This is a genomic window from Neoroseomonas alkaliterrae, assembly GCF_014199195.1.
Lineage (GTDB): Bacteria > Pseudomonadota > Alphaproteobacteria > Acetobacterales > Acetobacteraceae > Neoroseomonas > Neoroseomonas alkaliterrae.
The window spans coordinates 179,518-204,914 of record NZ_JACIJE010000009.1 but is presented as its reverse complement, the minus strand read 5'-3'; the positions used below and the strand labels follow the sequence as shown (position 1 = coordinate 204,914).

23 protein-coding genes and 2 tRNA genes are annotated in these 25,397 nt (G+C 72.6%); 19 read left to right on the top strand and 6 right to left on the bottom strand.

The window, feature by feature from the left end; translation table 11 throughout:
- Positions 1–133: 133 nt before the first annotated feature.
- Together prpB and FHS88_RS16125 are read right to left on the bottom strand one after the other, a co-directional pair.
- Positions 134–1,054, bottom strand: a complete 921-nt coding sequence (gene prpB, locus FHS88_RS16130; RefSeq protein ID WP_184486489.1) for a methylisocitrate lyase — start codon at positions 1,052–1,054, stop codon at positions 134–136.
- 10 nt (positions 1,055–1,064) lie between these two features.
- Positions 1,065–2,477, bottom strand: coding sequence for a sodium:proton antiporter (locus FHS88_RS16125; RefSeq protein WP_184486488.1), 1,413 nt, complete (start codon positions 2,475–2,477; stop codon positions 1,065–1,067).
- Between the two features lie 161 nt (positions 2,478–2,638).
- Here FHS88_RS16125 and FHS88_RS16120 point away from each other — a divergent pair, with 161 nt between their 5' ends.
- The 7 genes from FHS88_RS16120 (at position 2,639) to FHS88_RS16090 (ending at position 9,029) form a co-directional block, all read left to right on the top strand.
- Positions 2,639–3,277, top strand: a complete 639-nt coding sequence (locus FHS88_RS16120; RefSeq protein WP_184486487.1) for a CoxG family protein — start codon at positions 2,639–2,641, stop codon at positions 3,275–3,277.
- Positions 3,274–4,191 (top strand): AAA family ATPase, encoded by a 918-nt coding sequence (locus FHS88_RS16115; RefSeq protein WP_184486486.1) that lies wholly within the window; start codon positions 3,274–3,276, stop codon positions 4,189–4,191. Before FHS88_RS16120 ends, FHS88_RS16115 begins: the two co-directional genes overlap by 4 nt.
- Positions 4,192–4,282: 91 nt before the next feature.
- Positions 4,283–5,542 carry a VWA domain-containing protein gene (locus tag FHS88_RS16110; protein ID WP_338146614.1) on the top strand — a complete coding sequence of 420 codons (1,260 nt, stop codon included), beginning with the start codon at positions 4,283–4,285 and terminating at the stop codon, positions 5,540–5,542.
- On the top strand, positions 5,539–5,871 hold the full coding sequence (locus tag FHS88_RS16105; RefSeq protein WP_184486485.1) for an XdhC family protein: 333 nt from the start codon (positions 5,539–5,541) through the stop codon (positions 5,869–5,871). The genes FHS88_RS16110 and FHS88_RS16105 overlap by 4 nt, the downstream gene beginning before the upstream one ends.
- Entirely contained in the window at positions 5,868–6,608 is a 741-nt protein-coding gene (locus tag FHS88_RS16100) for an XdhC family protein (protein WP_184486484.1), read from the top strand. The genes FHS88_RS16105 and FHS88_RS16100 overlap by 4 nt, the downstream gene beginning before the upstream one ends.
- Positions 6,605–8,257, top strand: coding sequence for an NTP transferase domain-containing protein (locus tag FHS88_RS16095; RefSeq protein WP_184486483.1), 1,653 nt, complete (start codon positions 6,605–6,607; stop codon positions 8,255–8,257). Before FHS88_RS16100 ends, FHS88_RS16095 begins: the two co-directional genes overlap by 4 nt.
- A 112-nt stretch (positions 8,258–8,369) precedes the next feature.
- A complete protein-coding gene (locus FHS88_RS16090; RefSeq protein ID WP_184486482.1) occupies positions 8,370–9,029 on the top strand; it encodes a hypothetical protein in 660 nt (219 codons plus the stop codon).
- Between the two features lie 103 nt (positions 9,030–9,132).
- Here the strand turns inward: FHS88_RS16090 and FHS88_RS16085 are convergent, their stop codons facing one another.
- A complete protein-coding gene (locus FHS88_RS16085) occupies positions 9,133–10,401 on the bottom strand; it encodes an amidase (protein WP_184486481.1) in 1,269 nt (422 codons plus the stop codon).
- 66 nt (positions 10,402–10,467) lie between these two features.
- Positions 10,468–11,886, bottom strand: coding sequence for a P-loop NTPase family protein (locus FHS88_RS16080; protein ID WP_184486480.1), 1,419 nt, complete (start codon positions 11,884–11,886; stop codon positions 10,468–10,470).
- Between the two features lie 132 nt (positions 11,887–12,018).
- On the opposite strand from FHS88_RS16080, the gene FHS88_RS16075 reads away from it, so the two are divergent.
- The 12 genes from FHS88_RS16075 (at position 12,019) to FHS88_RS16020 (ending at position 23,380) form a co-directional block, all read left to right on the top strand.
- Positions 12,019–13,152 carry an acetoin utilization protein AcuC gene (locus FHS88_RS16075; RefSeq protein WP_184486479.1) on the top strand — a complete coding sequence of 378 codons (1,134 nt, stop codon included), beginning with the start codon at positions 12,019–12,021 and terminating at the stop codon, positions 13,150–13,152.
- 7 nt (positions 13,153–13,159) lie between these two features.
- A complete protein-coding gene (locus FHS88_RS16070; protein ID WP_184486478.1) occupies positions 13,160–13,642 on the top strand; it encodes a DUF192 domain-containing protein in 483 nt (160 codons plus the stop codon).
- A gap of 45 nt (positions 13,643–13,687) precedes the next feature.
- Positions 13,688–13,762: transfer RNA gene (locus FHS88_RS16065), tRNA-Pro, on the top strand.
- A 22-nt stretch (positions 13,763–13,784) separates the two neighbouring features.
- A complete protein-coding gene (locus FHS88_RS16060; protein WP_184486477.1) occupies positions 13,785–14,108 on the top strand; it encodes an ETC complex I subunit in 324 nt (107 codons plus the stop codon).
- Between the two features lie 30 nt (positions 14,109–14,138).
- Positions 14,139–14,215: transfer RNA gene (locus FHS88_RS16055), tRNA-Arg, on the top strand.
- Positions 14,216–14,300: 85 nt separating this feature from the next.
- Positions 14,301–15,980: an AMP-binding protein gene (locus FHS88_RS16050; RefSeq protein ID WP_184486476.1), complete on the top strand. Its 1,680-nt coding sequence runs from the start codon at positions 14,301–14,303 to the stop codon at positions 15,978–15,980.
- A 70-nt stretch (positions 15,981–16,050) separates the two neighbouring features.
- On the top strand, positions 16,051–16,665 hold the full coding sequence (locus tag FHS88_RS16045) for a Hint domain-containing protein (protein WP_184486475.1): 615 nt from the start codon (positions 16,051–16,053) through the stop codon (positions 16,663–16,665).
- Positions 16,666–16,720: 55 nt separating this feature from the next.
- Complete coding sequence (locus FHS88_RS16040; RefSeq protein WP_184486474.1) at positions 16,721–17,893, top strand: acetyl-CoA acetyltransferase; 1,173 nt, start codon at positions 16,721–16,723, stop codon at positions 17,891–17,893.
- A 112-nt stretch (positions 17,894–18,005) separates the two neighbouring features.
- On the top strand, positions 18,006–19,109 hold the full coding sequence (locus FHS88_RS21120; protein WP_272872837.1) for a Hint domain-containing protein: 1,104 nt from the start codon (positions 18,006–18,008) through the stop codon (positions 19,107–19,109).
- A gap of 305 nt (positions 19,110–19,414) precedes the next feature.
- Complete coding sequence (locus tag FHS88_RS16030; protein ID WP_184486472.1) at positions 19,415–21,100, top strand: putative bifunctional diguanylate cyclase/phosphodiesterase; 1,686 nt, start codon at positions 19,415–19,417, stop codon at positions 21,098–21,100.
- 295 nt (positions 21,101–21,395) lie between these two features.
- The gene (locus FHS88_RS16025) at positions 21,396–21,845 is read left to right on the top strand and encodes a tripartite tricarboxylate transporter TctB family protein (RefSeq protein WP_184486471.1); all 450 of its coding nucleotides are present in this window, start codon (positions 21,396–21,398) and stop codon (positions 21,843–21,845) included.
- Entirely contained in the window at positions 21,845–23,380 is a 1,536-nt protein-coding gene (locus tag FHS88_RS16020) for a tripartite tricarboxylate transporter permease (protein WP_184486470.1), read from the top strand. Before FHS88_RS16025 ends, FHS88_RS16020 begins: the two co-directional genes overlap by 1 nt.
- A 45-nt stretch (positions 23,381–23,425) precedes the next feature.
- Here the strand turns inward: FHS88_RS16020 and FHS88_RS21115 are convergent, their stop codons facing one another.
- Both FHS88_RS21115 and FHS88_RS16010 read right to left on the bottom strand, forming a co-directional pair.
- The gene (locus FHS88_RS21115) at positions 23,426–24,124 is read right to left on the bottom strand and encodes an HD-GYP domain-containing protein (RefSeq protein WP_184486469.1); all 699 of its coding nucleotides are present in this window, start codon (positions 24,122–24,124) and stop codon (positions 23,426–23,428) included.
- A gap of 75 nt (positions 24,125–24,199) precedes the next feature.
- On the bottom strand, positions 24,200–25,378 hold the full coding sequence (locus FHS88_RS16010; RefSeq protein ID WP_184486468.1) for a bifunctional 2-C-methyl-D-erythritol 4-phosphate cytidylyltransferase/2-C-methyl-D-erythritol 2,4-cyclodiphosphate synthase: 1,179 nt from the start codon (positions 25,376–25,378) through the stop codon (positions 24,200–24,202).
- Between the last annotated feature and the right edge of the window lie 19 nt (positions 25,379–25,397).

The window sequence follows — 25,397 nt, the reverse complement described above, 5'->3', positions numbered from 1 at the left end:
CGGGCGGGCGCAGGTTATCCACAGGCGCGGGAAAGCGGGGATGACTTGGCGCGGGGGCGGTGCGGTTCCGCCACGGCTGTTGCAGGAATGCCGCGGGGGGGGCGCGGCCGAGAGGCGCCGCGCCCGCGGGAACTCAGCGCTGCGGCATCGCCTCCGGCACCACGGTGCGGATCAGGCTCGCATCCAGCGCCTCATAGGCGTGATAGCCGATCGTCTCATACAGCTCGGCGCGGGTCTGCATGCGGTCCACCATCCGGTGGGTGCCGCCATGCTCGCGGATCGAGGCGTAGAGCTCCTCCATGCCCCGCGCCGCGACGCGCAGGTGGCTCACGGGCCAGATCACCATGGCGTAGCCCATGGCCTGGAACTCGGCGGCGGTGAAGAAGGGCGTGCGGCCGAACTCGGTCATGTTCGCGAGCAGCTTCACCCCGGGCATGCGGCGCGCGAACTCCTCGAACATCTCGCGGTTGGTCAGCGCCTCGGGGAAGATCGCGTCCGCCCCCGCATCGAGGTAGCGGCGCGCGCGCGCCACCGCCGCGTCCATGCCCTCGCTCGCCACCGCATCGGTGCGCGCGATGATGTAGAGGTGACGCCGCGCCTTGCGCGCCGCGGCCACCTTGGCGGCCATCTCGTCCGCGCCGGCGAGCTTCTTGTCGTTGAGGTGCCCGCACTTCTTCGGCAGCAGCTGGTCCTCGAGATGCACCGCCGCCGCCCCGGCCTCCTCGAAGCAGCGGACCATGTGCATGACGTTCAGCGCCTCGCCATAGCCGGTGTCGCCGTCCACCAGCACCGGCAGGGCGGAGGCGCGCACCACCTGGCGGATGTGCCAGGCCACGTCGTCCACCGTGATCATGCCGAGATCCGGCAGGCCCATCGTCGCCGACATCGCGGCGCCGGACATATACAGCGCGGAGAATCCCGCCTTCTTCGCCAGCAGCGCGGCGAGGCCGAGATGCGCGCCCGGCATCTGCAGGATCTCCGGCCGGTCGAGCAGGCGGCGGAAGCGCAGGCCCGCGGGTTCCTCGGGCAGGTCGTCGGCGATGACGTAGGGCATCGGGCCCTCCTCAGAAGAACATGAAGGTGATGAGGACGAAGAGCGGCAGCAGGAACACCGCAGCCCAGGCGCAATAGCCGAAGAAGGAGGGCATGCGGTCCCCGTTCTCCTCGACGATCGCCTTGACCATGAAGTTCGGCGCATTGCCGATGTAGGAGTTCGCGCCCATGAACACCGCGCCGCAGGAAATGGCGGCGAGCGTCAGCGCCCCCGACGTCATCAGCACGCCCGGGTCCCCGCCGGCGAGGTTGAAGAAGACGAGATAGGTCGGCGCGTTGTCGAGGAAGGAGGAAAGCGCGCCGGTCGTCCAGAAATACACCCAGGGCACCGGCTGGCCCGCCGCATCGGAGGTCAGCGCCACCAGCGGCGCCGCCGCACCGTCCATGCCCGCGCGCAGAATCGCGATCACCGGCGCCATGGTGACGAAGATCGCCGCGAAGAGCTTCGCGACCTCGAGAATCGCGCCCCAGGCGAAGCCGTTCGCCTCGCGCAGCTCGAGCGAGGTGACGCGCATCGAGATCCAGGCGATCAGTACGAAGACCGCGACGCCGACCAGCCGCTCGATGCCGATCCGGTCGCCGAACAGCGCGACCTCGCCCGGCTGCCAGTAGCCCTGGACCAGCACCATCGCGACGACGCCGCCGATCAGCAGCAGGTTCACCTTGCCCTCGAGGCGCAGCGGCACCTTCTCCCCGCTGTCGGGCACAACCGGCTTCTCCTTCGCCCACAGCCAGGAATCGAGGACGTAGTAGATCGAGAGCAGGATCAGCGAGGAGACGATGAAGGGCCAGAACAGGTGCGTCGTCGTCCAGAAGAAGGACACACCCTTGAGGAAGCCGAGATAGAGCGGCGGATCGCCGAGCGGGGTGAGCGAGCCGCCGATGTTGCTGACGAGGAAGATGAAGAAGACGAAGGTGTGCGTCTTGCGGCGGCGGAAGGCATTGGCCCGCAGGATCGGCCGGATCAGCACCATCGAGGCGCCGGTCGTGCCCATCAGCGAGGCGATGACGGTCCCGAGCGCGAGGATCGCCGTATTCGTCGCGGGCGTGCCGACCAGCGTGCCGCGCAGCAGCACGCCCCCGCCCGCGACATAGAGCGCGAGCAGCAGCGCGATGAAGGGGATGTATTCCTGCAGCATCACGTGCCAGACCTCGGAGGCCGCGGCGGCGGGCCCGAAGAAGGCGGCGAAGGGCACCACGAGAAGAAGGCCCCAGCCGGCGGCGATCTTGCCGTAGTGGTGGTGCCAGATGTGCCCCGCCACCAGCGGCATCAGCGCGATCGAGAGCAGCAGGCCGGCGAAGGGAATGCCCCAGGCGAGGGAAAGTTCCGCCCCCGAGACGCCCGCCGCCGCGGCGGGTGAGGTGCCGGCACCGAGCAGCACGGCCGCGCCGAGCACGGCAGGAAGGGCTCTGGCCAGACGCATCGTCACTCGCTTCCCCTGATCGCCGGAGGGCGACACCCCCCCCCGCTTCCCCTTGTCACGCCGCGTCCTTGCCGGATGCGCGGCCCGCCCACAAGTGCCCCGCCCCCTTTTCCCGCCCATGCCCCGGCCCTAGTTTGCCGCCCGGACAGGAGAGCAACCCGATGGACATGACCGGCGAGCGCCGCATCCCCGCCCCGCGCCAGCGGGTGTGGGAGGCGCTGAACGACCCCGAGATGCTGCGCGCGGCCATTCCCGGCTGCGAATCCGTCACGCGCACCGCCGATGACGCCTTCGAGGCGAAGGTCGCGGTGAGGATCGGCCCGATGGCCGCCAAGTTCGGCGGCAAGGTGCGGCTCGAGAACGTCAACCCGCCCGCCTCCTACACCATCACGGGTGAGGGGAATGGCGGCGCGATGGGCTTCGCCAAGGGCGGCGCCGATGTCGCGCTGCAGGAGATCGGGCCGGAGGAGACGCTGCTGACCTACACCGTCAAGGCGCAGGTCGGCGGCAAGATGGCGCAGCTCGGCGCCCGGCTGATCGACAGCACCGCCAAGCAGATGTCCGACCAGTTCTTCGACCGCTTCGCCGCGGCCCTCGCCCCGCCGCCACCCGCCCCGGCCGAGGCCGCGCCGGAGGGCGCCGCCGAACCCGCCGCCGCGCCCGCGCCGCGCCCGATGCCGGCCGCGCCGGCGGGCATCTCCATCCTCGACCTGCTGCCCGAGGCGCCCTACGGCATCCCGCTGATGGCCTGGGTGGGCGGGGCCATCTGGCTCGTCATCCTGGCGCTGATGTTCCTGTGAGCGCGCCGGGCGCAGAGACGCCGCGCCGGCCCGGCCTTCCGGAGAGCGTCGAGCAGACCCAGGCGCTGCTCGCCGCCGGCGGCTATGTCGCGGACCGCGCGCTCGCGACCACGGTGCATCTCGCGCTGCGGATGGGCCGCCCGCTGTTCCTGGAAGGCGAGCCCGGCACCGGCAAGACCGAGATCGCCAAGGTGCTCGCGAAGATGCTGCCGCGGCACCTGGTGCGCCTGCAATGCTATGACGGGCTCGACCTCTCGGCCGCGGCCTATGAATGGAACCATGCGCGGCAGCTGATGGCGATCCGCCTCGCCGAGGCGGCGGGCGAGACCGACCGCGAGGCGATCGAGCGCGGCATCTACGACCGCAAGTATCTCCAGGCCCGCCCGCTGCTCCAGGCGCTGGAGGGCGAGCCGGCGGTGCTGCTGATCGACGAGCTCGACCGCGCCGACGAGCCCTTCGAGGCCTTCCTGCTCGAGATCCTCGCCGACTTCCAGATCACCATTCCCGAGCTCGGCACCGTGCGGGCGCTCACGCCGCCCGTCGTCATCATCACCTCCAACCGCACGCGGGAGGTGCACGACGCGGTGCGCCGGCGCTGCCTCTACCACTGGGTGGACTACCCGGATGCGGCGCGCGAGCGCGCCATCCTGCGCCTGCGCGCGCCCGGCCTGCCCGAGAAGCTCTCCGCGCAGATCGTCGCCTTCGTGCAGAAGGTCCGGGAGGGGGACTACTTCAAGCTGCCGGGTGTGGCCGAGACGATCGACTGGGCGCAGGCGCTCGCCGCGCTCGACGCGAAGGAGCTCGAACCCGGCGCGGTGGACGAGACGCTCGGCGTGCTGCTGAAGTACCAGGACGACATCGCCAAGCTGAAGGGGGCGGAGGCGGCGCGCCTGATCGCCGAAGCCACCTCATGAGCGGGGAGGGCGCCGCCCTCCCCGGACCCCTCCCGCCGAGGGCTGGAAGGCGCTCGGGAACCGGCCATCGGGGCCGCGTCCGGAGGCTGCCGTGGCGCTGACCCCCGACCGGGACGCCGCACGCATCATCGGCGCGGCGCGGGCGCGCGCGGAGGCCGCCGCCGCCGCGCCGGGCGGGCACATCGCGGACAACCTCCTCGCCTTCACCCGGCTGCTGCGCCGCACCGGCCTGCCGCTCGGCCCCGGGGAGGCCATCGCCGGGCTCGAGGCCCTGACCACGGTGGACATCGCCGACCGCCGCCAGGTCCATGCCGCGCTGCGCGCCGTGATGGTCCACCGGCACGAGCATTTCGACCTCTTCGACCAGGCCTTTCTGCTCTTCTGGCGCGACCCGGAGGCCGCCGCCCACGCCGCCGCCATGGCGCTGATGGACGGCAACAAGCCGAAGGAGGAGAAGGCGCCGCCCGTCTCGCGCCGCATCGCCGAGGCGATGCAGCAGAACGCGCCGAAGCCGAAGCCGCCCGCGGAGCCGCCCCGGCAGCACGACATGACCTTCACCGTCAGCGAGCGCGAGCGCCTCCAGCAGATGGATTTCGAGGCCATGTCGGCGGCCGAGATCGCCGCGGCCAAGCAGGAGATCCGCCGCCTCGTGCTGCCGCTCGATGCGCAGCGCACGCGCCGCTTCCGTCCCGACCCGCTCGGCCCCTCGGCCGACCTGCGCGCCACCCTGCGCCGCAGCCTGCGCACGGGCGGGGATGTGCTGGACCTCGCGCGCCGCCGCCGCCTCACGCGGCCGCCGCCGCTGGTGGCGCTGTGCGACATCAGCGGCAGCATGTCGCGCTACGCGCAGATCCTGCTGCATTTCCTCCATGCGGTGGCGAACGACCGCGACCGCGTGCACACCTTCCTCTTCGGCACGCGCCTGACCAACGTGACGCGCCAGCTCCGCCACCGCGACCCGGAGATCGCCTTCGAGATGGTCTCGCACATCGTGCCGGACTGGTCGGGCGGCACGCGCATCGGCGAATCGCTGGCCCTGTTCAACCGGCTCTGGGCCCGCCGCGTGCTGGGGCAGGGCGCGGTGGTGCTGCTCATCACCGACGGGCTCGACCGCGAGGGGGCGAAGGGGCTGGCGGAGGCGGCGGAACGGCTGCGCGCCTCCTGCCGGCGGCTGATCTGGCTGAACCCGCTGTTGAGATTCGCGGGCTTCCAGCCCAAATCCCAGGGCATCCGGGCGCTGTTGCCGCATGTGGACGAATTCCGCCCGGTGCATAGTCTCAACAGCCTGCGTGACCTGGTCGCCACCCTGTCCGACCGCCACGCCGCGCAGCGCGGGAGAATGGCCGCATGAGCCACGACACGACCCAGCCCGAGGACATTCTCGGCCTCGCCGCCGCCTGGAAGGCGCAGGGCGAGCAGGTCGCCATCGCCACCGTCGTCGAGACCTGGGGCAGCAGCCCGCGCCCGGCCGGCTCGCGGCTTGCCGTCACCGCCTCGGGGCGGCTCGCCGGCTCGGTCTCCGGCGGCTGCATCGAGGGCGCGGTGGCCGATGCCGCGAAGCAGGCGATGGCCACCGGCACGCCGCAGCTGCTCGATTTCGGCGTCTCGGACGAGCGCGCCTGGGAAGTGGGCCTGTCCTGCGGCGGCAGGGTGAAGGTCTTCGTGGAGCCGCTGACATGAAGGCCGAGACGCTCGCGCGGCTGCAGGCCGAGCGCGCGGCGCAGCGCCCGGTGGTGCTGCTCACGCGCCTGAGCGACGGGGCGCAGCATCTCTGGCCGCAGGAGGCGCTGCCGGCAGCACTCGCCGAGGCCGCGCGACAGGCGCTGGGCAGCGAGAAGTCCACGACGGTCGCGCTCGACGGCGAGACCTGGTTCGTCCACCCGCACAACCCGCCGCTGCGCATCATCGTCGTCGGCGCGGTGCACATCGCCCAGGCCATGGCGCCGATGGCCGCCCCGCTGGGCTTCGAGATGATCGTGGTGGACCCGCGCCGCGCCTTCGCCACCGCCGAGCGCCTGCCCGGCTTCACGCTCCGCACCGACTGGCCGGACGAGGCGATGGCGGCGCTCAAGCCCGATGCGCGCAGCGCGGTGGTCACGTTGACGCACGACCCCAAGCTCGACGACCCCGCGCTCGATGCCGCGCTGCGCAGCCCGGCCTTCTACATCGGCGCGCTCGGCAGCCGGCGCACCCATGCCAAGCGCGTCGCGCGGCTGAAGGAGCTCGGCCACGACGACGACGCCATCGCACGCATCCATGCCCCGGTCGGCCTCGACATCGCGGCGGTGACGGCGCCCGAGATCGCGCTTTCGGTCATGGCCGAGATCGTCGCCGCGCGGCGCGGGGCGGCGCTCGGCCAGCCGCGCCCGGTCCCGGCGGCGGCGGAGCCGCGCGTCAGCATCGGCATCTCGGCATGATCTTCGGCCCGACGCCGCTCGAGGAAGCCAAGGGCGCCATCCTCGCCCATTCGCTGCGCCTGCCCGGCAAGGTGCTCAAGAAGGGCTCCGTTCTGGACGAGGCGGCGGTCGCCGCGCTGCGCGAGGCGGGCCGGCGGGAGGTCGTGACCGCGCGGCTCGAGGCCGGCGACGTGCCGGAGGACGAGGCGGCCGACCGGCTCGCCACCGCGCTGACGGCCGCGCACATCGCCCGCTCCCGCGCCGCCACCGGGCGCGTGAACCTGCTCGCCGAGACAGCCGGCCTGCTCGTGCTGGACGAGCGGCGCATCAACGCCATCAACGCGGTGGACGAGAGCCTGACCGTCGCCACCCTGCCGAACCACACCATGGTGACGGCGAAGGAGATGATCGCGACCATCAAGGTCATCCCCTTCGCCGTGCCGGGCAAGGTGCTGGCGGTGGCCGAGGCGGTCGCCCGCGGCGGCGCGGGCCCGGCCTTCGCCATCCATCCCTTCCGCCCGCTCAAGGTCGGCCTGGTGCTGACCGAGCTGCCCGGCATCAAGGAAAGCGTGATGGAAGGCGCGGTGGAGGCGACCGGCGCGCGCCTCGCCGCGCTGCAGGGCACGCTGCTGCCGGTCGAGCGCGTGCGCCACGAGGAGGGTGCGGTCGCCGAGGCGCTCGGCCGCCTGCGGCGCTCCGGTGCCGAGATCCTGCTGATCGCCGGCGCCTCGGCGGTGGTGGACCGGCGCGATGTGGGGCCCGCGGCCATCGTCCGCGCGGGCGGCAGCATCGAGCATTTCGGCATGCCGGTGGATCCGGGCAACCTGCTCTGCCTCGGCCGCATCGGGGAGATCCCCGCGCTGGTGCTGCCCGGCTGCGCGCGCAGCCCCAAGCTCAACGGCTTCGACTGGGTGCTGCAGCGCCTCTTCGCCGGGCTGAAGGTCACGGCGAAGGACGTGATGGCGATGGGCGTCGGCGGGCTTCTGAAGGAGATCGAGACGCGCCCGCTGCCGCGCGAGCAGGCGCCGCGCACGCCGCCGCCGCTGCTCGCCCCGCGCCGCCCGCGCACGGTCGCGGCCATCGTGCTCGCCGCCGGGCGCTCGCGCCGCATGGCGCCGCTCAACAAGCTGCTGGTCGCCGACAGCCAGGGCACGCCGATGGTCGCGCGGGTGGTGGACAATGTCCTCGCCTCCCATGCGCGGCCGGTCATCGTCGTCACCGGCCATGAGCGCGACCGGGTGGAGGAGGCGCTGTCGGGCCGCCCCGTGCTCTTCGCCCATGCCGAGGGCTATGCGGAGGGGCTTTCGGCCTCGCTCAAGGCCGGCCTCGCCGCGCTGCCGCCCGAGGCGGAGGGCTTCCTTGTCTGCCTCGGGGACATGCCGCTCGTCTCGGGCGCGATGCTCGACCGGCTGATCGCCGCCTTCGACCCCGAGGAGGGGCGCGCGATCGTGATGCCGACCTTCCGCGGCAAGCAGGGCAACCCGATGCTGTGGTCGCGCGAGTTCCTGGCCGAGATGGCCAGCATCACCGGCGATGTCGGCGCCCGGCACCTGGTGGGCAAGCATGCCGACCGCATGGTGGAGGTCGAGATGGCGGACGATGCCGTGCTGCGCGACTTCGACACCACCGAGGCGATGAAGGCGCTGCCCCCGTCAGGCCGGGGGGGATGAGAAGGCCGCAGGGCCGCCCCTCCCGCCCATGCGCCTGCGCCGCCCTCGCGCCCCTTGACGCGCCCCCACCCCCCGGCCAAGGGCAGCGCGGAACCGGGATGACGACGGGATGATGGCTTCGCTGCGCTTCGGCTTCATCGTGCTTTCGATGCCGAAATGCGCCTCCTCCTCCTTGCAGCAGGCGCTGACGCCGGTCTGCGACGTGCGCTTCAAGGACCACATGAAGCATGTGGACTTCGCCTTCGTGCAGCGCTGGGTGCTGCCGATGCTCGCCGCCCGCCGCGCGCCCGCCCCCTTCGCCCCGCGCGTCTTCTGCCTGATGCGCGAGCCGATCGATTGGCTCTATTCCTGGTATCGCTATTCCTGGGACGAGGCGGGCCGTCCCTCGGCCGCCGGCGGCGCGCGCGAGGGCTGTCCGAGCTTCGCCGCCTTCCTCGACGCCTATTTCTCGCCCCGTCCGCCGCGCGTGGGCGGCGTGTTGCGCCAGACGGACTTCCTGCGCGGCGCGGACGGCACGCCGGGCGCGATCGAGCTGATCCGCTTCGAGGACCATGCGCGGCTGCTGCGGATGCTCGAAGGAATGTGCGGCCAGGCGCTCGAGCTCAAGGTGACGAACCGCTCCCGGCCCCGGCGGGATGCCGATTTCGCCGGGGTGGACCTCGCTGGCCTGCGCCGGCGCCTCGCCGCCGAATACGCGGTCTACGACGCGATACCGGCGGGCGAAGGGCCCGGCCTGGCGGGCGCCCCTCATGCCGGCGCGCGAACGGCCTGAGCTTTCGCCCTGTGGTATGGCGCCCGAGGCTGGTGGGGCGGCCGAACGCGGAACGAGATCCTGATGCCCCGTGGGCAAAGGATGACGCTTCGTCCGCAGGGCATCAGCCCAGCGCCGCCCGCACCCACTCCGCCCAGCCGAGCAGCGCCGCATCCTCCCCGATCCGGCCCGCGAGCTGGATGCCGAGCGGCAGGCCCTGCGGCCCGGTGCCCGCGGGGATTGTGATGCAGGGCCCGTGCAGCAGCGTCCACAGCGCGTTGAAGGCCGGATCGCCAGTCCAGTCGAGGCCGCGCGGCGCCTCGCCGGGGGCCGCGGGCGTCAGCACCGCGTCGAAGCCCTCGATGGCGGCGGGGAAGGCGGCGCGCGCGGCGGCGAAGGCCGCACGGCCTTCGATCAGGCGCCCGCGCGGCTGGGCCCGCGCCCAGTCCATCCGCTCGCGCAGCACGGCGGAGAGCAGCGGCCGCGCATGGTCCAGTTCCCAGCCGATCGCCTCCGCGCTCTCCATGTTCATCACGAAGGGATGCGCGGCATAGGCGGCGTGGAACGCCTCGGGCAGCGACACCGGCTCCACGGTCGCGCCGGCGCGGCGGCAGGCCTCGGCGGCGCGCTCCATCAGCGCCAGCGTCTCGGACGCGGGCTCGACCGAGGCGGGCGCCATGACCAGCGCGAGCCGCGGGGCGCGCGGCGGCTTCGCCTCGGGGCGGCCGAAATCGAGCCCGGTCATCGCCGCCATGGCGAGCGCGCAATCGGCCACCGACCGCGCCATGACGCCGATGGTGTCCAGGCTCTCGCTCATCACCTTCATGCCCGCGCGGTGCAGCGTGCCGAAGGACGGCTTGAAGCCCACCACGCCGCAATAGGCCGCGGGGCGGACGATGCTGCCCGCGGTCTGGGTGCCGAAGGCGAGGGGGAAGAAGCCCGCCGCCACCCCCGCGGCCGAGCCCGAAGAGGACCCCCCGGGGGTATGCGCGAGGTTGGCCGGGTTCGCGGTGGGGCCGGGATGGCGGGTGGCGAACTCGGTCGTGACGGTCTTGCCGATGACGACCGCGCCGGCGGCCCGGGCGGCGGCGACGCAGGCCGCATCCGCCCGCGGCCGGTGCCCCGCCCAGGCGGGCGAGCCGTATTGCGAGGGCATCTGCGCCGTGTCGATCACGTCCTTGACGCCGATCGGGATGCCGGAGAGCGGCCCATCGCCCGCCGAAGCCGCGCCGCGCCGGGCGAGGGCGGGGTCGAGCCAGGCGAAGGCGCGGACCCTGTCCTCCTGCGCGGCGATGCGGTCGAGGCAGGCCTCCATCAGCGCGGCGGGGGAGAGCCGGCCCGCCTCGATGGCGGCGCGGGCGGCGGAGGCGGTCATGTCGGCGGGATCGGTCATGCCGGCATGACGCGGCGGAGCAGGCCCGCGGTCAAGGGCACGTGGGCCCGCGCCGGTCCCGCCTCGCTAGTCCTTGTCCACCAGCATGTTGCCCAGCGCGAAGCGGATGGTCTGTTCGTTCGCCTCCAGCGGCCGGCCGAGGAACTCGCAGAAATCGGCGATCTGTTCCGGGATCTCGGTCGCCTGGTAGTAGGCGAGCGGCGTGCCGTGGCTCTGGATCGCCTCGATCGTCGCGATCACGGCCTCCTCGGAATAGGCGACGCCGCGCGCCTCGGCCTTGGCGACCAGCAGTTTGGCGAAATCGGTCACCGAGGGGCCGCGCACATGGATCTTGTAGGGCAGGCGGCGGAGGAAGGCCGGATCCATCAGGTCCGCCGGCGAGAGGTTGGTCGAGAAGACCAGCAGCTGGTCGAAGGGGATCTGGAAGGATTGGCCGGTGTGCAGCTTCAGGAAGTCGATCCGCCGGTCCATCGGCACCACCCAGCGGTTCAGCAGCGCGTCGGGGCGCACGAGCTGGCGGCCGAAGTCGTCGATGAGCAGCACGCCGTTCATCGCCTTGACGTGCAGCGGGGCCTCGTAGAAGCGCGCCGTCTCCTCGAACTTCAGGTCGAGCATGTCGAGGCTGAGCTCGCCGCCCGCGGCCACGAAGGGCCGGCGGCAGGGCACCCAGCGCGGGTCGAACTCGTCGGCGAAGAGGTTGGCCGTGCTCTGCCGGCCGGGCGCGAGGCCGAGGCGGCGATGCACCGCCGGGTCGAAGACCTTCACGATCTGCCCCGAGACCTCGAAGCAGTGCGGCACCAGGACCATGGCCCCGAAGGTGCGGACCATGCGCTCGGCGATCGAGGTCTTGCCGTTGCCCGCCGCGCCGTAGAGCAGCACCGACCGTCCGGCGTTGATCGAGATGCCGACGGTGGCGAGCAGCTCGTCCTCGACCATCAGCGGGCTCATGGCCTGGGCGACGGCGGCGGCGGTGACCGTCTCGCTGCGGATGGACTGGCGCAGCACGCGCGCCGAGTATTCCTCGAGCGAGACGGGCAGCGGCCCGATATAGGCGCTGTTGGCGAAGGCCTCGACCGCCATGGAGCGGCCGCGCGGGGTGAGCTCCACGCGCAGCTCCCCCGCGACGATGCCGGGCTTCAGCTCGACCAGGCCCTGGGCGCGCGCGGTCTCGATCAGCAGCGCCGAGAGCCGGCGGGAGATGGCGAGCGTGTCGGCGATCGAGGCAGTGGTGCCCTGGCCGACATTGCTCAGGTACTTCACCAGCATGTCGAAGACGATGCGGGAATCGATGCCGAGCTGGGCGAGGGTGTCGGGCGGGGCGGGCAGCCCGTCCTGCAGCTCCTGCACCTGGTGGCTGCTGAGCAGGCCCATCTCCACCAGCACGTCGCCGAGCGGGCGCCCGGTCTGCGCCTGGCGTTCGAGGGCATCGTTCACCTCGTGCCGCGAGAGCAGTTCGAGGGCGACGAGAAGGTCACTGAATCGCAAGGCTCACCTCCACCCCGGCCGGGGCGCCCGGGCCGCGGCTCGCTCGATCCTGACAAGGCTAGTCAAGCCCGCGCGGCCGGTCCATCGGGGAACGCCCTTGCCGGCCGGCGCGGCGGCCTCACTCTGCAGGGCATGACGATGCCGCCGCTGCTGATCGGCTCGGAGATCTACCGCCGCTCCTCCTACGGGCCGAAGCACCCGCTCGCGATCCCGCGGGTCTCGGTGATGCTCGACCTCGTGCGCGCGCTCGGCTGGCTGCCCGAGGCGCAGTACCGCGAAAGCCCGCTCGCGAGCCCCGAGGCGCTGCGGCGTTTCCACACCGCGGACTACCTCGCCGCGCTGATGCGCGCCGAGGCCGCGCAGGCGGTCGGGCCGGAGGATCGCGCGCGCCATCGCCTCGGCGCCGAGGGCAACCCGGTCTTCCCCGAGATGTTCCGCCGCCCCGCCACCTCGGCCGGCGGGACGATGCTCGCGGCACGGCTGACGCTCGGCGGCGGGGTGGTGCATGTGCCGGGCGGGGGCACCCATCACGGCCGGCCCGACCGCGCGAGCGGCTTCTGCTACCTCAACGATGCCGTGCTCGGCCTGCTCGAATGGCTCGATGCCGGGCTGACGAACATCCTCTACCTCGACATCGACGCCCATCACGGGGACGGCGTGCAGGACGCCTTCCACGACGATCCGCGGGTCTTCACCCTCTCGGTCCACGAGGAGGGGCGCTGGCCCTTCACCGGCGCTTCGGACGACCGGGCCGGCGGCCATGCGCGCAACATCCCCGTCCCGGCCGGCTTCAACGACACCGAGATGGCCTGGGTGCTGCACGAGGCCATCCTGCCCATCCTGCGCCGGCTGCGCCCGCAGGCGGTGATGCTCCAGTGCGGGGCGGATGCGCTGGAGGAGGATCCGCTCGCAAGGCTCTCGCTGTCCAACAATGCCCACCGCATGGTCCTGCGCGCGGTGATGGCCGAGGCGCCGCGGCTGATCGTGCTCGGCGGCGGCGGCTACAATCCCTGGTCGGTGGCGCGCTGCTGGGCCGGGGTGTGGGGGGAGATCAACGGCCGGCCCATGCCCGAGCGGCTGCCCGCCGCGGCCGAGGCGGTGCTGCGCGACCTGCGCTTCCACCGCGCCGCCGGACGCAACCCGCCCGAGCACTGGTTCACCACCCTCGCCGACGCGCCGCGCCCGGGGGTGGTGCGCGCGGCGGTGCGAAGGGCGGCGGCGGCGGCGCTGGCCGACCTTCCCGATGCCCCGGCCGCCGTGGCATGAGGCGCGGATGATCCTGCGCCGCGCCCTGCCAGCCCTGCTCGCCCTCCTGCCCGCGGCGATGGCGCGGGCGCAGCCGGGCGTGGACCGCCCGCAGCCCCGCCTGCCGACCGAGCCGCTGGTCATCCTCACCCGTGACGGCCGCCGCCACGCCTTCACGGTCGAGATGGCGCTGACCGCCGAGCAGCAGATGATCGGCCTGATGTTCCGCCCCGAGGTGAAGCCGGACGAGGGGATGCTGTTCGACTGGGGAACCCCGCGCGAGAGCAGCATGTGGATGCGCAACACCATCACCAGCCTGGACATGGTGTTCATCGCCGCCGACGGGCGCATACACCGCATCGCCGAGCGGACGGTGCCGCTCTCGCTCGCCACCGTCTCCTCCAACGGGCCGGTGCGGGCGACGCTGGAACTCGCCGCCGGGGTGACCGAGCGGCTCGACATCCGCGCCGGCGACCGCGTCCTGCACCGGATCTTCGGCACCGCGCCCTGAGGCGCCTTGCCCGGAAGGGGCCACTTCCATAGGGTGCGGCCGCGACGGGGCGTGGCGCAGCCTGGCTAGCGCGCCTGTTTTGGGTACAGGAGGTCGTGGGTTCGAATCCCGCCGCCCCGATGGCTTTCGAGGACCGTGAGGCATGTCGCAGAGCAAGGGCCTGGCCCGCATCTTCCAGCCGCCGAAATCGGCCATGCAGTCCGGCCGCGCCAAGTCGCAGGGCTGGGTGCTGGTCTATGCCCCGGCCGAGCCGAAGGCGGTGGACCCGCTGACCGGCTGGGTCGGCTCGGGCGACACGCGCGCCCAGGTGCGCCTGACCTTCCCGACCCGCGCGCAGGCGATCGCCTTCGCGGAAGCCCAGGGCATCCCCTACGAGGCCGAGCCCGAGACGGCGCCCGCGGCCATCCGCCCCAAGGTCTATGCCGACAATTTCCGCTACGGCCGGCACGAGAACTGGTCCCACTGACCGGCCGGCGGCCATGCTATCAGCGACGTGGCGCCCTTAGCTCAGCTGGATAGAGCATCGACCTTCTAAGTCGAATGTCGGGGGTTCGAATCCCTCAGGGCGCGCCATCCCCACCCCGCGCCGGCTCAGGTTGCGGCAGCCCTCGGCCGGGCGCTAGGCTTCGCGCAGGGGCCGGGCAGGGGAGGGCCGTGCATGGGCAATGCCGCGTTCCGGCAGGCGCGCGACCTGCTTCTGGCGCATCGCGGGGATTACGCCGCCGCCCATCGCGAGTTCCGCTGGCCGCGTCTCGATCGCTTCAACTACGCCCTCGACTGGTTCGATGCCGAGCTCGCCGCCGGCCCGCTCGCCCACGCCCCCGCGCTGCGCATCGTGGGGGAGGGCGCGGCGAGCCGCAGCTTCGCCGAACTCTCCATCGAATCCTCCCGCCTCGCGAACGGCCTGCGCGCGCTCGGCGTCCGCCGCGGGGACCGCATCCTGCTCATGCTCGGCAATGTTGTGCCGCTGTGGGAGGCGATGCTCGCCGCGATGAAGCTCGGCGCCGTGGTCATCCCGGCGACGACGCTGCTCACCCCGGCCGACCTCGCCGACCGCTTCGCCCGCGGGCGCGTCCGGCACGTGGTGGCGGGGGCGGCGGATACGCCGAAATTCGCGGGTTTCGGGGAGGGCTTCACCCGCATCTCCGTCGGCGAGGCCCCGGGCTGGACGGAGATCGAGAGCATCAAGGCCGGCAGCACCTTCGACCCCGAGGGCGAGACGCGGGCGACCGACCCCCTGCTGCTCTATTTCACCTCGGGCACCACGGCCAAGCCGAAGCTCGTGCTGCACGACCAGCAATCCTATCCGGCGGGCCACCTCGTCACGATGTACTGGCTCGGGCTGCAGCCGGGCGACGTGCATCTCAACATCTCCTCGCCCGGCTGGGCCAAGCACGCCTGGTCCTGCTTCTTCGCGCCCTGGAACGCGGGCGCGACGGTGTTCGTGAACAACCAGCCGCGCTTCGATGCGCGCGGCACGCTCGAGGCCATCGCCGCGGGCGGCGTGACCACCTTCTGCGCGCCGCCGACCGTCTGGCGGATGCTGGTGCAGCAGGACATGGCGCCGCATCGCGGCGCGCTGCGCGAACTCTGCTCGGCGGGCGAGCCGCTCAACCCCGAGGTCATCGAGCATGTCCGCAAGGTCTGGGGCATGACGATCCGCGAGGGCTACGGCCAGACCGAGACCACGCTGCAGATCGGCTATTTCCCCGGCCAGATCGTGAAGCCCGGCTGCATGGGGCACGAGGCGCCAGGCTACCGCATCCGCCTGCTCGACCCCGAGGATCGCGAGGTGGCCGAGGGCGAGATCGCGCTGCTGCTCGACCCCCCGCCGCTCGGGCTGATGCGCGGCTACCAGCGGGAGGATGGCGGCGTCGCAGCCATGACCGGCCTCGCCTACCGCACCGGCGATGTCGCGAGCCGCGACGCGGAGGGCCACTTCACTTACGTCGGCCGCGCCGACGACGTGTTCAAGGCGTCGGACTACCGCATCTCGCCCTTCGAACTCGAAAGCGTGCTGGTCGAGCACGAGGCGGTGATGGAGGCCGCCGTGGTGCCGGCGCCGGATGCGCTGCGGCTCGCGGTGCCCAAGGCCTTCGTGGTGCTCGCGCCCGGCGTCGAGCCGGGGCGGGAGACGATGCTCTCGCTGTTCCGCCACCTGCGCGAGCGGCTCGCGCCCTACAAGCGGGTGCGGCGGATCGAGGCCTGCGACCTGCCCAAGACGATCTCCGGCAAGATCCGCCGCGTGGAACTGCGCCGCCTGGAGGAGGAGCGCTTCCGCGCCGGCCTGCGCGGGGAGGGCGAGTTCCGCGAGGAGGATTTCCCGGAACTCGCCTGAAGCGATGCCCCGGCCGCATTGACCGCCGCCCGGCCCTGGCGGAGTCTCGGCGCGTTCGAAAGGAAGACGCTTGGCCCCTCCCGAACCCGTCCGCGGCCTGATCGCCGGCACGCCCGTGCTGACGCCCGCCGGTCCCGTGCCGGTGGAGGCGCTGCAACCGGGGATGCTGGTCCTCGCCGTCTCCGGCGCGGCAGCGCCGTTCCGGACGCTTGCGGCGGTGCGGCGGGGCTGGGGGCAGGGGCCTGCCATCCGCATCCGCGCGGGCGCGCTCGACGACGGCACGCCGCAGCAGGACCTGCTGCTGCCCGCCGCGCACGCCCTGCTGCTCGATGGCGCGCTGATCGAGACGGGGGCGCTGGTGGACGGGCACGGCATCCTGCCCGAGCCGGGTGCCGCGCCCTTCGCCCTCGTCGAACTGGTGCTCGACAGCCACGATGCGGTGCTGGCCGCCGGCTGCGCCGTCGAGGCCATCCCGCCCGCGCCCGGCGCGCCGGATTGCGCCCCGCGCCGCGGGCCGGACGCCGCGCTGCGGGCCCGGCTCTCCTGGCGGGCGGAACGGATGGGCTGGGCGGCGCCGATGCCCGAGGAGCCGCCGCCGCCCGAGGCGGCCGGCTTCCGCGAGCGGCTGGACGACGCGCCGCTCTCGCCATTCGAACTCGACCTGCCGCCACGGGGCGCGCCGTGAGCCGGCGCGGCGGCCCGCCCGTGCCCCGCCGGCGGCCATCAACGGAGGATCAGCCATGACCGAGGCCTGCATCGTCGGCTGGGCGCACAGCCCCTTCGGCAAGCGCGAGGACGCCCCCGATCTCGAGACGCTGATGGCCGGCGTCGCCCGCGCCGCCATCGAGGATGCCGGGATCGCGCCCGAGGAGATCGACGCCGGCTTCGTCGGCGTCTTCGGGGAGGGTTTCACGCCCCAGGGCTTCCCCGCCTCGCTGGTGCTGCAGTCGGTCCCCGAGCTGCGCTTCAAGCCGATCACCCGCTTCGAGAACGCCTGCGCGACCGGCTCGGCCGCGATCCATGGCGCGCGGGACTTCATCGCCTCGGGCCGCGGGCGCTTCGCGTTGGTGGTGGGCGCCGAGAAGATGACCGCGACACCGGGGCCGAAGGTGGGGGACATCCTTCTCACCGCCTCCTACCGTCGCACCGAGCAGGACATCGAGGGCGGCTTCGCCGGCGTCTTCGGCCGCATCGCCGAGGCCTATTTCCAGCGCCACGGCGACCAGTCCGACGCGCTCGCCGCCATTGCCGCCAAGAACCACCGCAACGGCGTGGACAACCCCTGGGCGCAGATGCGCAAGGATCTCGGCTTCGCCTTCTGCCGCACCGAGAGCGAGAAGAACCCCTATGTCGCGCGCCCGCTCAAGCGCACCGACTGCTCGCTGGTGAGCGACGGGGCGGCGGCGCTGGTCATGACCGATGCCGAGACGGCGCGGGCGATGAACAAGGCCGTGCGCTTCCGCGCCGCGGTGCAGGTCAACGACTTCCTGCCCATCGCCGCGCGCGACATCGTGCGCTTCGAGGGCGCGCGGGAGGCGTGGTCGCGCGCCTATGCCGCGGCGGGCATCACGGTCGCCGACCTCTCCTTCGTCGAGACGCATGACTGCTTCACCATCGCCGAGCTCATCGAATACGAGGCGATGGGCCTGGCGCCGGAAGGCCAGGGCGGGCGGGCCGCGCTCGAGGGCTGGACCGCGGCGGAGGGGCGGCTGCCCGTGAACCGCTCGGGCGGGCTCAAGGCCAAGGGGCACCCGATCGGGGCGACCGGCGTCTCGATGCATGTCCTCGCGGCGATGCAGCTGACCGGCACGGCCGGGGCGATGCAACTGCCGAAGGCCGATCTGGGCGGCGTGTTCAACATGGGCGGGGCGGCGGTGGCGAACTACGTCTCGGTGCTCGAACGCGCGCGCTGATCGCTGGATGCGCGCTGTCATCACGGGGTTGTCAACCCAAGATTGATGTCTGAAAATCGCTCCATGGTTGATGTGTGGCGGGTGTTTTCCCGCCAGGATCATGGAGCGAGCGATGTCCGGCACCTGGTACGCGCCTGACGGCACCCCGCGCAGCCCGAATGCCCCGACCTCGGGCGACGACAGCTACGCGGGCAGCGACGGTGCCGATTTCGAACTCGACGAATCAGGCCTCCCGACGCCCGTCATCGCGGGCGGGGAGGGCAACGACACACTGGACGGCCGCGGCGGGGACGACGTGCTGGCCGGATCGGAGGGCGACGACCTCCTGCTCGGCGGCGAGGGCAACGATGTCCTGCTGGGCTCGCTCGGCGACGACACGCTGCTTGGCGGCCCCGGCGACGACCTGCTGATCCCGGGGCCGGGCCGGGATTCGGTGATCGGCGGCGAGGGCGACGACACCATCGAGCTCGGCGGTGACGCCTCGGGCTATCGCTGGCAGCCGGTCGCGGGCGGCTGGCTGGTGACGGATACAGACCCCTCGGACGGCGAGGACGGCACGGTCTTCGTGGGCAACGACGTCGAGTGGGTCTCCTACGGCGTCTCCGGGGAGGTGGTGCAGACGCCCTGTTTCGCCGCCGGCACGCGCATCATGACCGCGCGGGGGGAGGTGCCGGTCGAGGCGCTGCGCGCGGGCGATCTGGTGGTCACGCTCGGCCTGAACGGCGCCTGGCTGCGCCCGGTGCGCTGGGTGGGGCGGCGGGCGGTGGATTGCGCGCGCCATCCGCGGCCGCGGAGCGTGCTGCCGGTGGTGATCCTGCCCGGCGCGCTCGGCCCCGGCGTGCCGCAACGCGTGCTGCGTGTCTCGCCCGACCATGCGCTCTATCTCGACGGGCGGCTGGTCCCAGCCGGGCGGCTGGTGGACGGGGAGGCGATCCTGCAGCCCGCGGGCACGCGGCGCGTGGTCTATCACCATGTCGAGCTCGACGCGCATGACGTGATCCTTGCCGAGGGCGCGCCCGCGGAATCCTGGCTCGACTGCGGCAACCGCGCGCAGTTCGACAATGGCGGCGCCCTGGTGGCGCTGCACCCGGACTTCGCCGCGGAGCCCGCCGGCCGGGCCTGCGCGCCGATGGCCGCCGAGGGGGCTGAGACGGTGCGGCTGCGGCGGCTGGTGGCGTCGCGGCGGCAGGCGGGGATCGGGGCCGCGCGCGGCTGAGGCTCGCGGGCGCCTCCGGCTGGCACGCGCTGTGCTTGGACTACAGTGTCTGGGAGCGGGATCCTCCCGAGCCTGGCAGCTTAGCCTTCCTCAACCTTGCCTTGGGGCCATCCATCCGGATGGCCCTTCTTTTTGGGCTGAGCCATTTGCGGAATGCGAAGCAATGCGCGATGCCCGCTGCGACGTGGGCCGCGCCCTGCTGCACGCTTCCTTTACCTCTTCCGTCCTATCCGATGCCTTCCGGTGAGGAGACCGTTCAGGGCGGCGCGCCGCCGGAGGGCCGTTGGGAGCGGAAGGACGTCGCGATGAACGGGTTGGCGGATGCCGAGGCCGGCAGTCTCTCCGCTCATGGGGCGGAGGGCGCCGGCCCGCCCGCCGAAGGCCTGATCAGTTTCGATGCCGACCTGCATCTCGGCGTGGTGAGCGGCCGCGCCGCTGCCCTGCTCGGCCTGCCGCGCGCGGGGCGCGAGGCGCGCACGCTCGGCGAACTTCTCGAGGCCAGTCCGCGGCTCGACCACGAGGCGGTGGCGGCGCTGATGGCCGCGGCCCTCGCTGCGACGCTGCCCGAGGGCGGGGACGAGGCCGACCTGCTCGAACTGCCCGGCGCGCCCGGCCTCGCCTTCACCCTGCGGCGCGCGCCGGGTGGTTCCTGGGCCATCGGCATCTTCCCCCGCGCCGCCTTCGGCCAGGGCGGGACCGACCCGCTGACCGGCCTCGCGGACCGCGTGATGTTCGAGGCGCGGCTCTCCGCCGCCCTGGGCCGGCCCGCGCGGCGGCGGATGGGCTGCGCGGTCCTGCTCTGCGAACTCGAGGGGCTGCGCGCCGTCAACCAGTTGTTCGGCCACGCGACCGGGGAGGACGTGCTGCGCGCCGCCGGCCGGCGGCTGCAGGCCGCGGTGCGCGACAGCGACCTCGTCGCGCGCCTCGCGGGCGAGGAATTCGCCGTCCTGCAGACCGAGGTTTCCGCCCCCGAGCAGGCCGCCGCGCTTGCCGGGCGGCTGGTGGCGCTGCTCGGCCGGCCCTACCTGATCGCGGGCGAGACGCTGGTCGTGACGCCGCGCATCGGCCTCGCCATCGCCCCGGCCGATGGCGAGGCTGCCGGGCAGTTGCTCCGCCGCGCGGCGATGGCGCGCAACGAGGCCCCGGCCGAAGGGGAGGGAGGCTGGCGCCGCTTCGGCCCCGAGATGGACCGCCGCTGGCAGGAGGTCCGCGCGCTCGAGACCGCGCTGCGCCGCGCCGTGGCCGAGAACCAGTTCGAGCTGCACTTCCAGCCCCAGGTGGCGCTGCCCGACGGCCGCCTGACCGGCTTCGAGGCCCTGATCCGCTGGCGCCACCCCGAGCGCGGCCTGCTCGCGCCCGCGCAGTTCCTGCCGCTGGCCGAACGCCTCGGCCTGATGCGGCGGATCGGCACCTGGGTGCTGCGGGAGGCCTGCCGCGCCGCCGCCACCTGGCCCGAGCCGCTGCGCGTCGCGGTCAACCTCGCCCCGGCGCAGTTCGAGGACGGCGCGCTCGTCGCCGAGGTGGAGGCGGCGCTGAGCGACAGCGGCCTTGCCCCCGAGCGGCTGGAACTCGAAGTGACCGAGACGGTGCTGCTGGCCACGGCCGAGGCCGCGCTCGACCAGCTCCGCGCGCTGCGGGCGCTCGGCGTCGGCATCGCCATGGACGATTTCGGCACCGGCCATTCCTCGCTCACGCAGCTCCGCGTCTTTCCCTTCGACCGGCTCAAGATCGACCGCTCCTTCGTCAAGGATCTGCCGCGCGGCGGCGATGCGGCGGCGATCGTGCGGGCGGTGGCGGGGCTGGGGCGCAGCCTCGGCATGGCGGTCACCGCCGAGGGCGTCGAGACGGAGGAACAGCTCGATGGCCTCTGCGCGGAAGGCTGCGACGCCGCGCAGGGCTATCTCTTCGGCCGGCCGGTGCCGCTCGCGATGGTTCCGGGCGTGATCGGCGCCCTGCGCCCCGCGTCCGCGAGCAGCCCGCGACCGGCCTGACCGGCCCTGCGCGCCATCGCGACTGCCTTGACCGCGAAGCGCGGCAGGTCGCGGCAGCGAGCGCGCCGCGGCAAGCAAGCCCTCCGATGAAAATGCATCACAATCACGGCACGTCTGGATGCAACGGCATGCCGCGATGGCTGGACAGAGGTCTCGGCCCTGCCGCATAGTTTCACGAGTCCGGGATAAGGGTGCCTGAGAGCACTCTGCCGAAAAGTTCCTGATGAAGCCCGACATCCGGCGGCGCCCTGCCGCGGGATGCCAGGGATATTTCTTGCTGGGAGGATGCCAAGGCATGCGGCGTATCGATCCGATAGAACTGGTAGCCGGCGGAATACTGATCGCGCTCGGCCTCTGGTACGCCTCCTTCGCGCTGGCCGAATACAGCTACGGCACCGCCCGCCGCATGGGCCCGGGCTATTTCCCGACCTGGGTCGGCTTCATCATCGCCGGCCTTGGCGTGACGGTCGTGCTGCTCGGCTTCGCCAAGCGGGGCGAATGGCCGCGCCTCTCGCTGCGGCCGATGATCGCCATCCTCGCCGGCTGCTTCGGCTTCGCGGCGGTGGTGGAGGTGCTTGGCCTCGTGCCCGCCGTCTTCGCCCTGGTGCTGATCGCGACGCTGTCCGAGAGCCCCTACAAGGTTCCGCGCACCCTAGCGCTGGCGGCCTGCCTGTCGGCGATCGCGGTCGTGGTGTTCTCCTGGGGCCTCGGCATTCCCTTCGTCCCGTTCCGGTGGAGCTTCTGATGGAACTCCTCTCCAACCTGGCGATGGGCTTCGGCGTCGCGCTGTCGCTGCAGAACCTCTTCTGGTGCTTCGTCGGCGTCTTCCTCGGCACCTTCATCGGCGTGCTGCCGGGCATCGGCTCGCTCGCCACCATCTCGATGCTCCTGCCGATCACCTTCCACCTGCCCTCGACCAGCGCCATCATCATGCTGGCGGGCATCTATTACGGGGCGAACTACGGCGGCTCGACCGCCTCGATCCTGCTGAACCTGCCCGGCACGCCATCGGCGGCGGTCGCCTGCCTCGACGGCTATCCGATGTCGAAGAGGGGGCAGGGCGGCGTCGCGCTGATGATCACGACGATCGCCTCCTTCGTCGGCTCGACCATCGGCATCCTGGTCTTCACCGGCTTCGCCCCGACGCTTGCCGAGATCGGCCTGATGTTCGGCCCGGCGGACTATTTCGCGATGATGCTGCTCGGCCTCGTCGCGGCCTCCACGCTCTCGAGCGGCGCGCCGGTCAAGGGCATCGCGATGGTGGCCTGCGGCCTCGCGCTCGGCCTCGTCGGCACCGACGTGCAGACCGGCCAGCAGCGCTTCACCTTCGGCATCCCGCAACTCTCGGACGGCATCGGCCTCGTGGTGCTCGCCATGGGCCTGTTCGGCGTGGCCGAGGTGATCGCCTCGATCGGTCGCGTCTCCGGCGGCAAGGCGCAGTACAGCAGCTCGGTCCTGCCCTGGAAGGGCGAGTTCTGGACGGCGATGAACCCTTCGAAGGAGGACTGGAAGCGCGTCCCCGGCCCGATGCTCCGCGGCTCGGCCTGGGGCTGCTTCTTCGGCACGCTGCCCGGCACCGGCTCGACCATCGCCTCCTTCATGTCCTACGCCTTCGAGAAGAAGATCTCGAAGACCCCCGAGCGCTACGGCCAGGGCGCGATCGAGGGCGTCACCGCGCCGGAATCGGCGAACAACGCCGCCTCGCAGACCGCCTTCATCCCGACGCTGACCCTCGGCATCCCGGGCGACGTGGTCATGGCGCTGATGCTCGGCGCGCTGATCATCCAGGGCATCCAGCCCGGCCCGCGCCTGGTCACGGAGCATCCGCAGCTCTTCTGGGGCCTCGCCGCCTCCTTCTGGATCGGCAACGTGATGCTGCTGATCCTGAACCTGCCGCTGATCGGGCTGTGGGTGGCGATGCTGCGGATCCCCTACACGATCCTCTATCCCGCCATCCTGATGTTCATCGCGATCGGCGTGTTCAGCATCAACAACAGCGCCTTCGACGTCTATGTCGTCGGCATCCTCGGCGTCATCGGCTACCTGCTGATGGTGCTGCGCTTCGAGCCCGCGCCATTGCTGCTCGGCTTCGTGCTCGGACCATTGATGGAGGAGCATCTGCGCCGCGCGATGCTGCTGAGCCGCGGCGACCCGATGGTGTTCATCGAGCGGCCGATCTCCGCGGTGTTCTGCGCCATCACGCTGGTGCTGGTGCTGCTCGCCATCTGGTCCACCGTGAAGCCGAAGAAGCCGCAGGGCGCGGCGCAGCAGGCGACATAGGCCGCATCCCGCGCCGGCACCCCCGGCGCGGGCCCCGTGGCGCCCCTACCGCGGCAGGGCGGCGATCTCCGCCTCGCGCCGGCGCAGCGCCTCGAGCACCTTGGGGTCGAACTGCGCCGGGCCGACCCGGCCGTCGCCCACCAGGATGCGGGCCAGCGCCTGGCCGTGGTCCTGCGCGTCCTTGTAGGGGCGGTCGGAGCGCAGTGCGTCATAGACATCCGCCACCGCGACCAATCGCGCCGCGAGCGGGATCTCGGTCCCGCGCAGGCCCGAGGGGTAGCCGCTGCCGTCCCAGCGCTCGTGGTGCATGAGGGCGATCACCGCGGCCAGCCGCAGCCAGGGCGCGCGCGCATGGGCGAGGATGCTGGCGCCGAGCACGGTGTGGCGCTCCATCACGCGCCGCGCCTCGGGGTTCAGCACGTGCCGGTGGGCCAGCACGCCCTCGGGCAGCGCCATCTTGCCGATGTCGTGCAGCGTCGCCGCGCGTTCGAGCAGCGCGCGGTCCTGCTCGCCGATGCCGAATTCCTCCGCGAGCAGGGCGGCGATGCGGCCGACGCGCTTCGGGTGGTCCGGCCCCTCGTGGTCGAAGGCGGCGGCGCGCGCCATCAGCCCCTCCAGCGCCTCCTCATGCGCGGCGCAGACGCAGGGCAGGCGGGCGGCGAGGCCCGGGGCGGCGGCGGGCTGGTTCGAACAGGCCTCGCAGGCGGTGGCCCGCCCGGGCAGGGGTGCGATGAGCCTGTCCATTCCTCTTGCCAATGGCTCGATCCATGGGGCCGATGGGCGAGTTTGCCTCCGGCGCGTCTCGGAAAGTAGCCCTGATCAAAAATTTGATGAAGCGTTAATCGCGCCGGGATCGGGCGGCAGCAGCACCACCGCGGCCGCCTGGGCGGCGATGCCCTCGCCGCGGCCGGGAAAGCCGAGCCGCTCCGTCGTGGTCGCCTTGACCGAGACCGCGCCCAGCGGCGCGCCCAGCAGCGCGGCCAGGCGTTCGCGCATCGCCTGGGCATGGGGGGCGATCTTCGGGCGCTCGCAGATCAGCGTCACGTCGGCATTGGCCAGCACCCCGCCGCGCGCGGCGATCCGCCCGGCGGCATGGCGCAGGAAGCGCGCGCTGTCGGCGTCCTTCCATTCGGCCTCGGAAGGCGGGAACCACCGGCCGATGTCGCCCTCCGCCAACGCGCCGTAGATCGCGTCGCAGAGCGCATGGATCCCGACATCGGCGTCGGAATGCCCTGCAAGGCCAAGCGGATGCGGGATGGTGACGCCGCACAGCACGAGCGGACGGTCCGGCACCAGGCGGTGCACGTCGAAGCCCGTTCCCATGCGTGGCACGAGGCGGGCGGCGAGATGGGCTTCCACGCGCGCAAGGTCCTCCGGCCAAGTGATCTTCACGTTGCTCTCCGCCCCGGGGACCAGCGCGACCGGCAGGCCGGCGGCCTCCAGCAGGGCGGCATCGTCGGTCGCCGCATCATCGCCTGCGCGATGGGCGGCGAGCAGCGGCCCGAAGCGGAAGCCCTGCGGGGTCTGGGCGCGGTAGAGCCCCTCGCGCGGCACCGTCTCGACGATCCGGCCATGGGCGCCGCGCTTGAGCGTGTCGGCGACCGGCTGGGCGGGGATGGCGCCCGGCGCGCTCGCGAGCGCCGCGCGCAGGGCCGCGATCGTGCCGGCGGGGATGACCGGGCGGGCGGCGTCATGGACCAGGACGAGATCCGGCGGGTCGGCGGCGAGGGCTTCGAGCCCGGCGCGCACGCTCGCCGCGCGGGTCGCCCCGCCCGGCACCGGCGGGGCGATGGGAAGGCCGTCGAGCAGGGCGGCGACGCGCGCCTCCTCCCCCGCGGCGACGACGGGCAGGATGCGGCGGACCATCCCCTCGCGCAGGAGCGCCTCGGCGGCGTGCCGGATCACCGGCCGGCCAAGCAGCGGCAGATACTGCTTGGGCAGCGGCGCGCCGAAGCGGGTGCCGCTGCCGGCGGCCATCAGCAGGGCATCCATGGTCATGGGCGGATCCGCGGCGGTC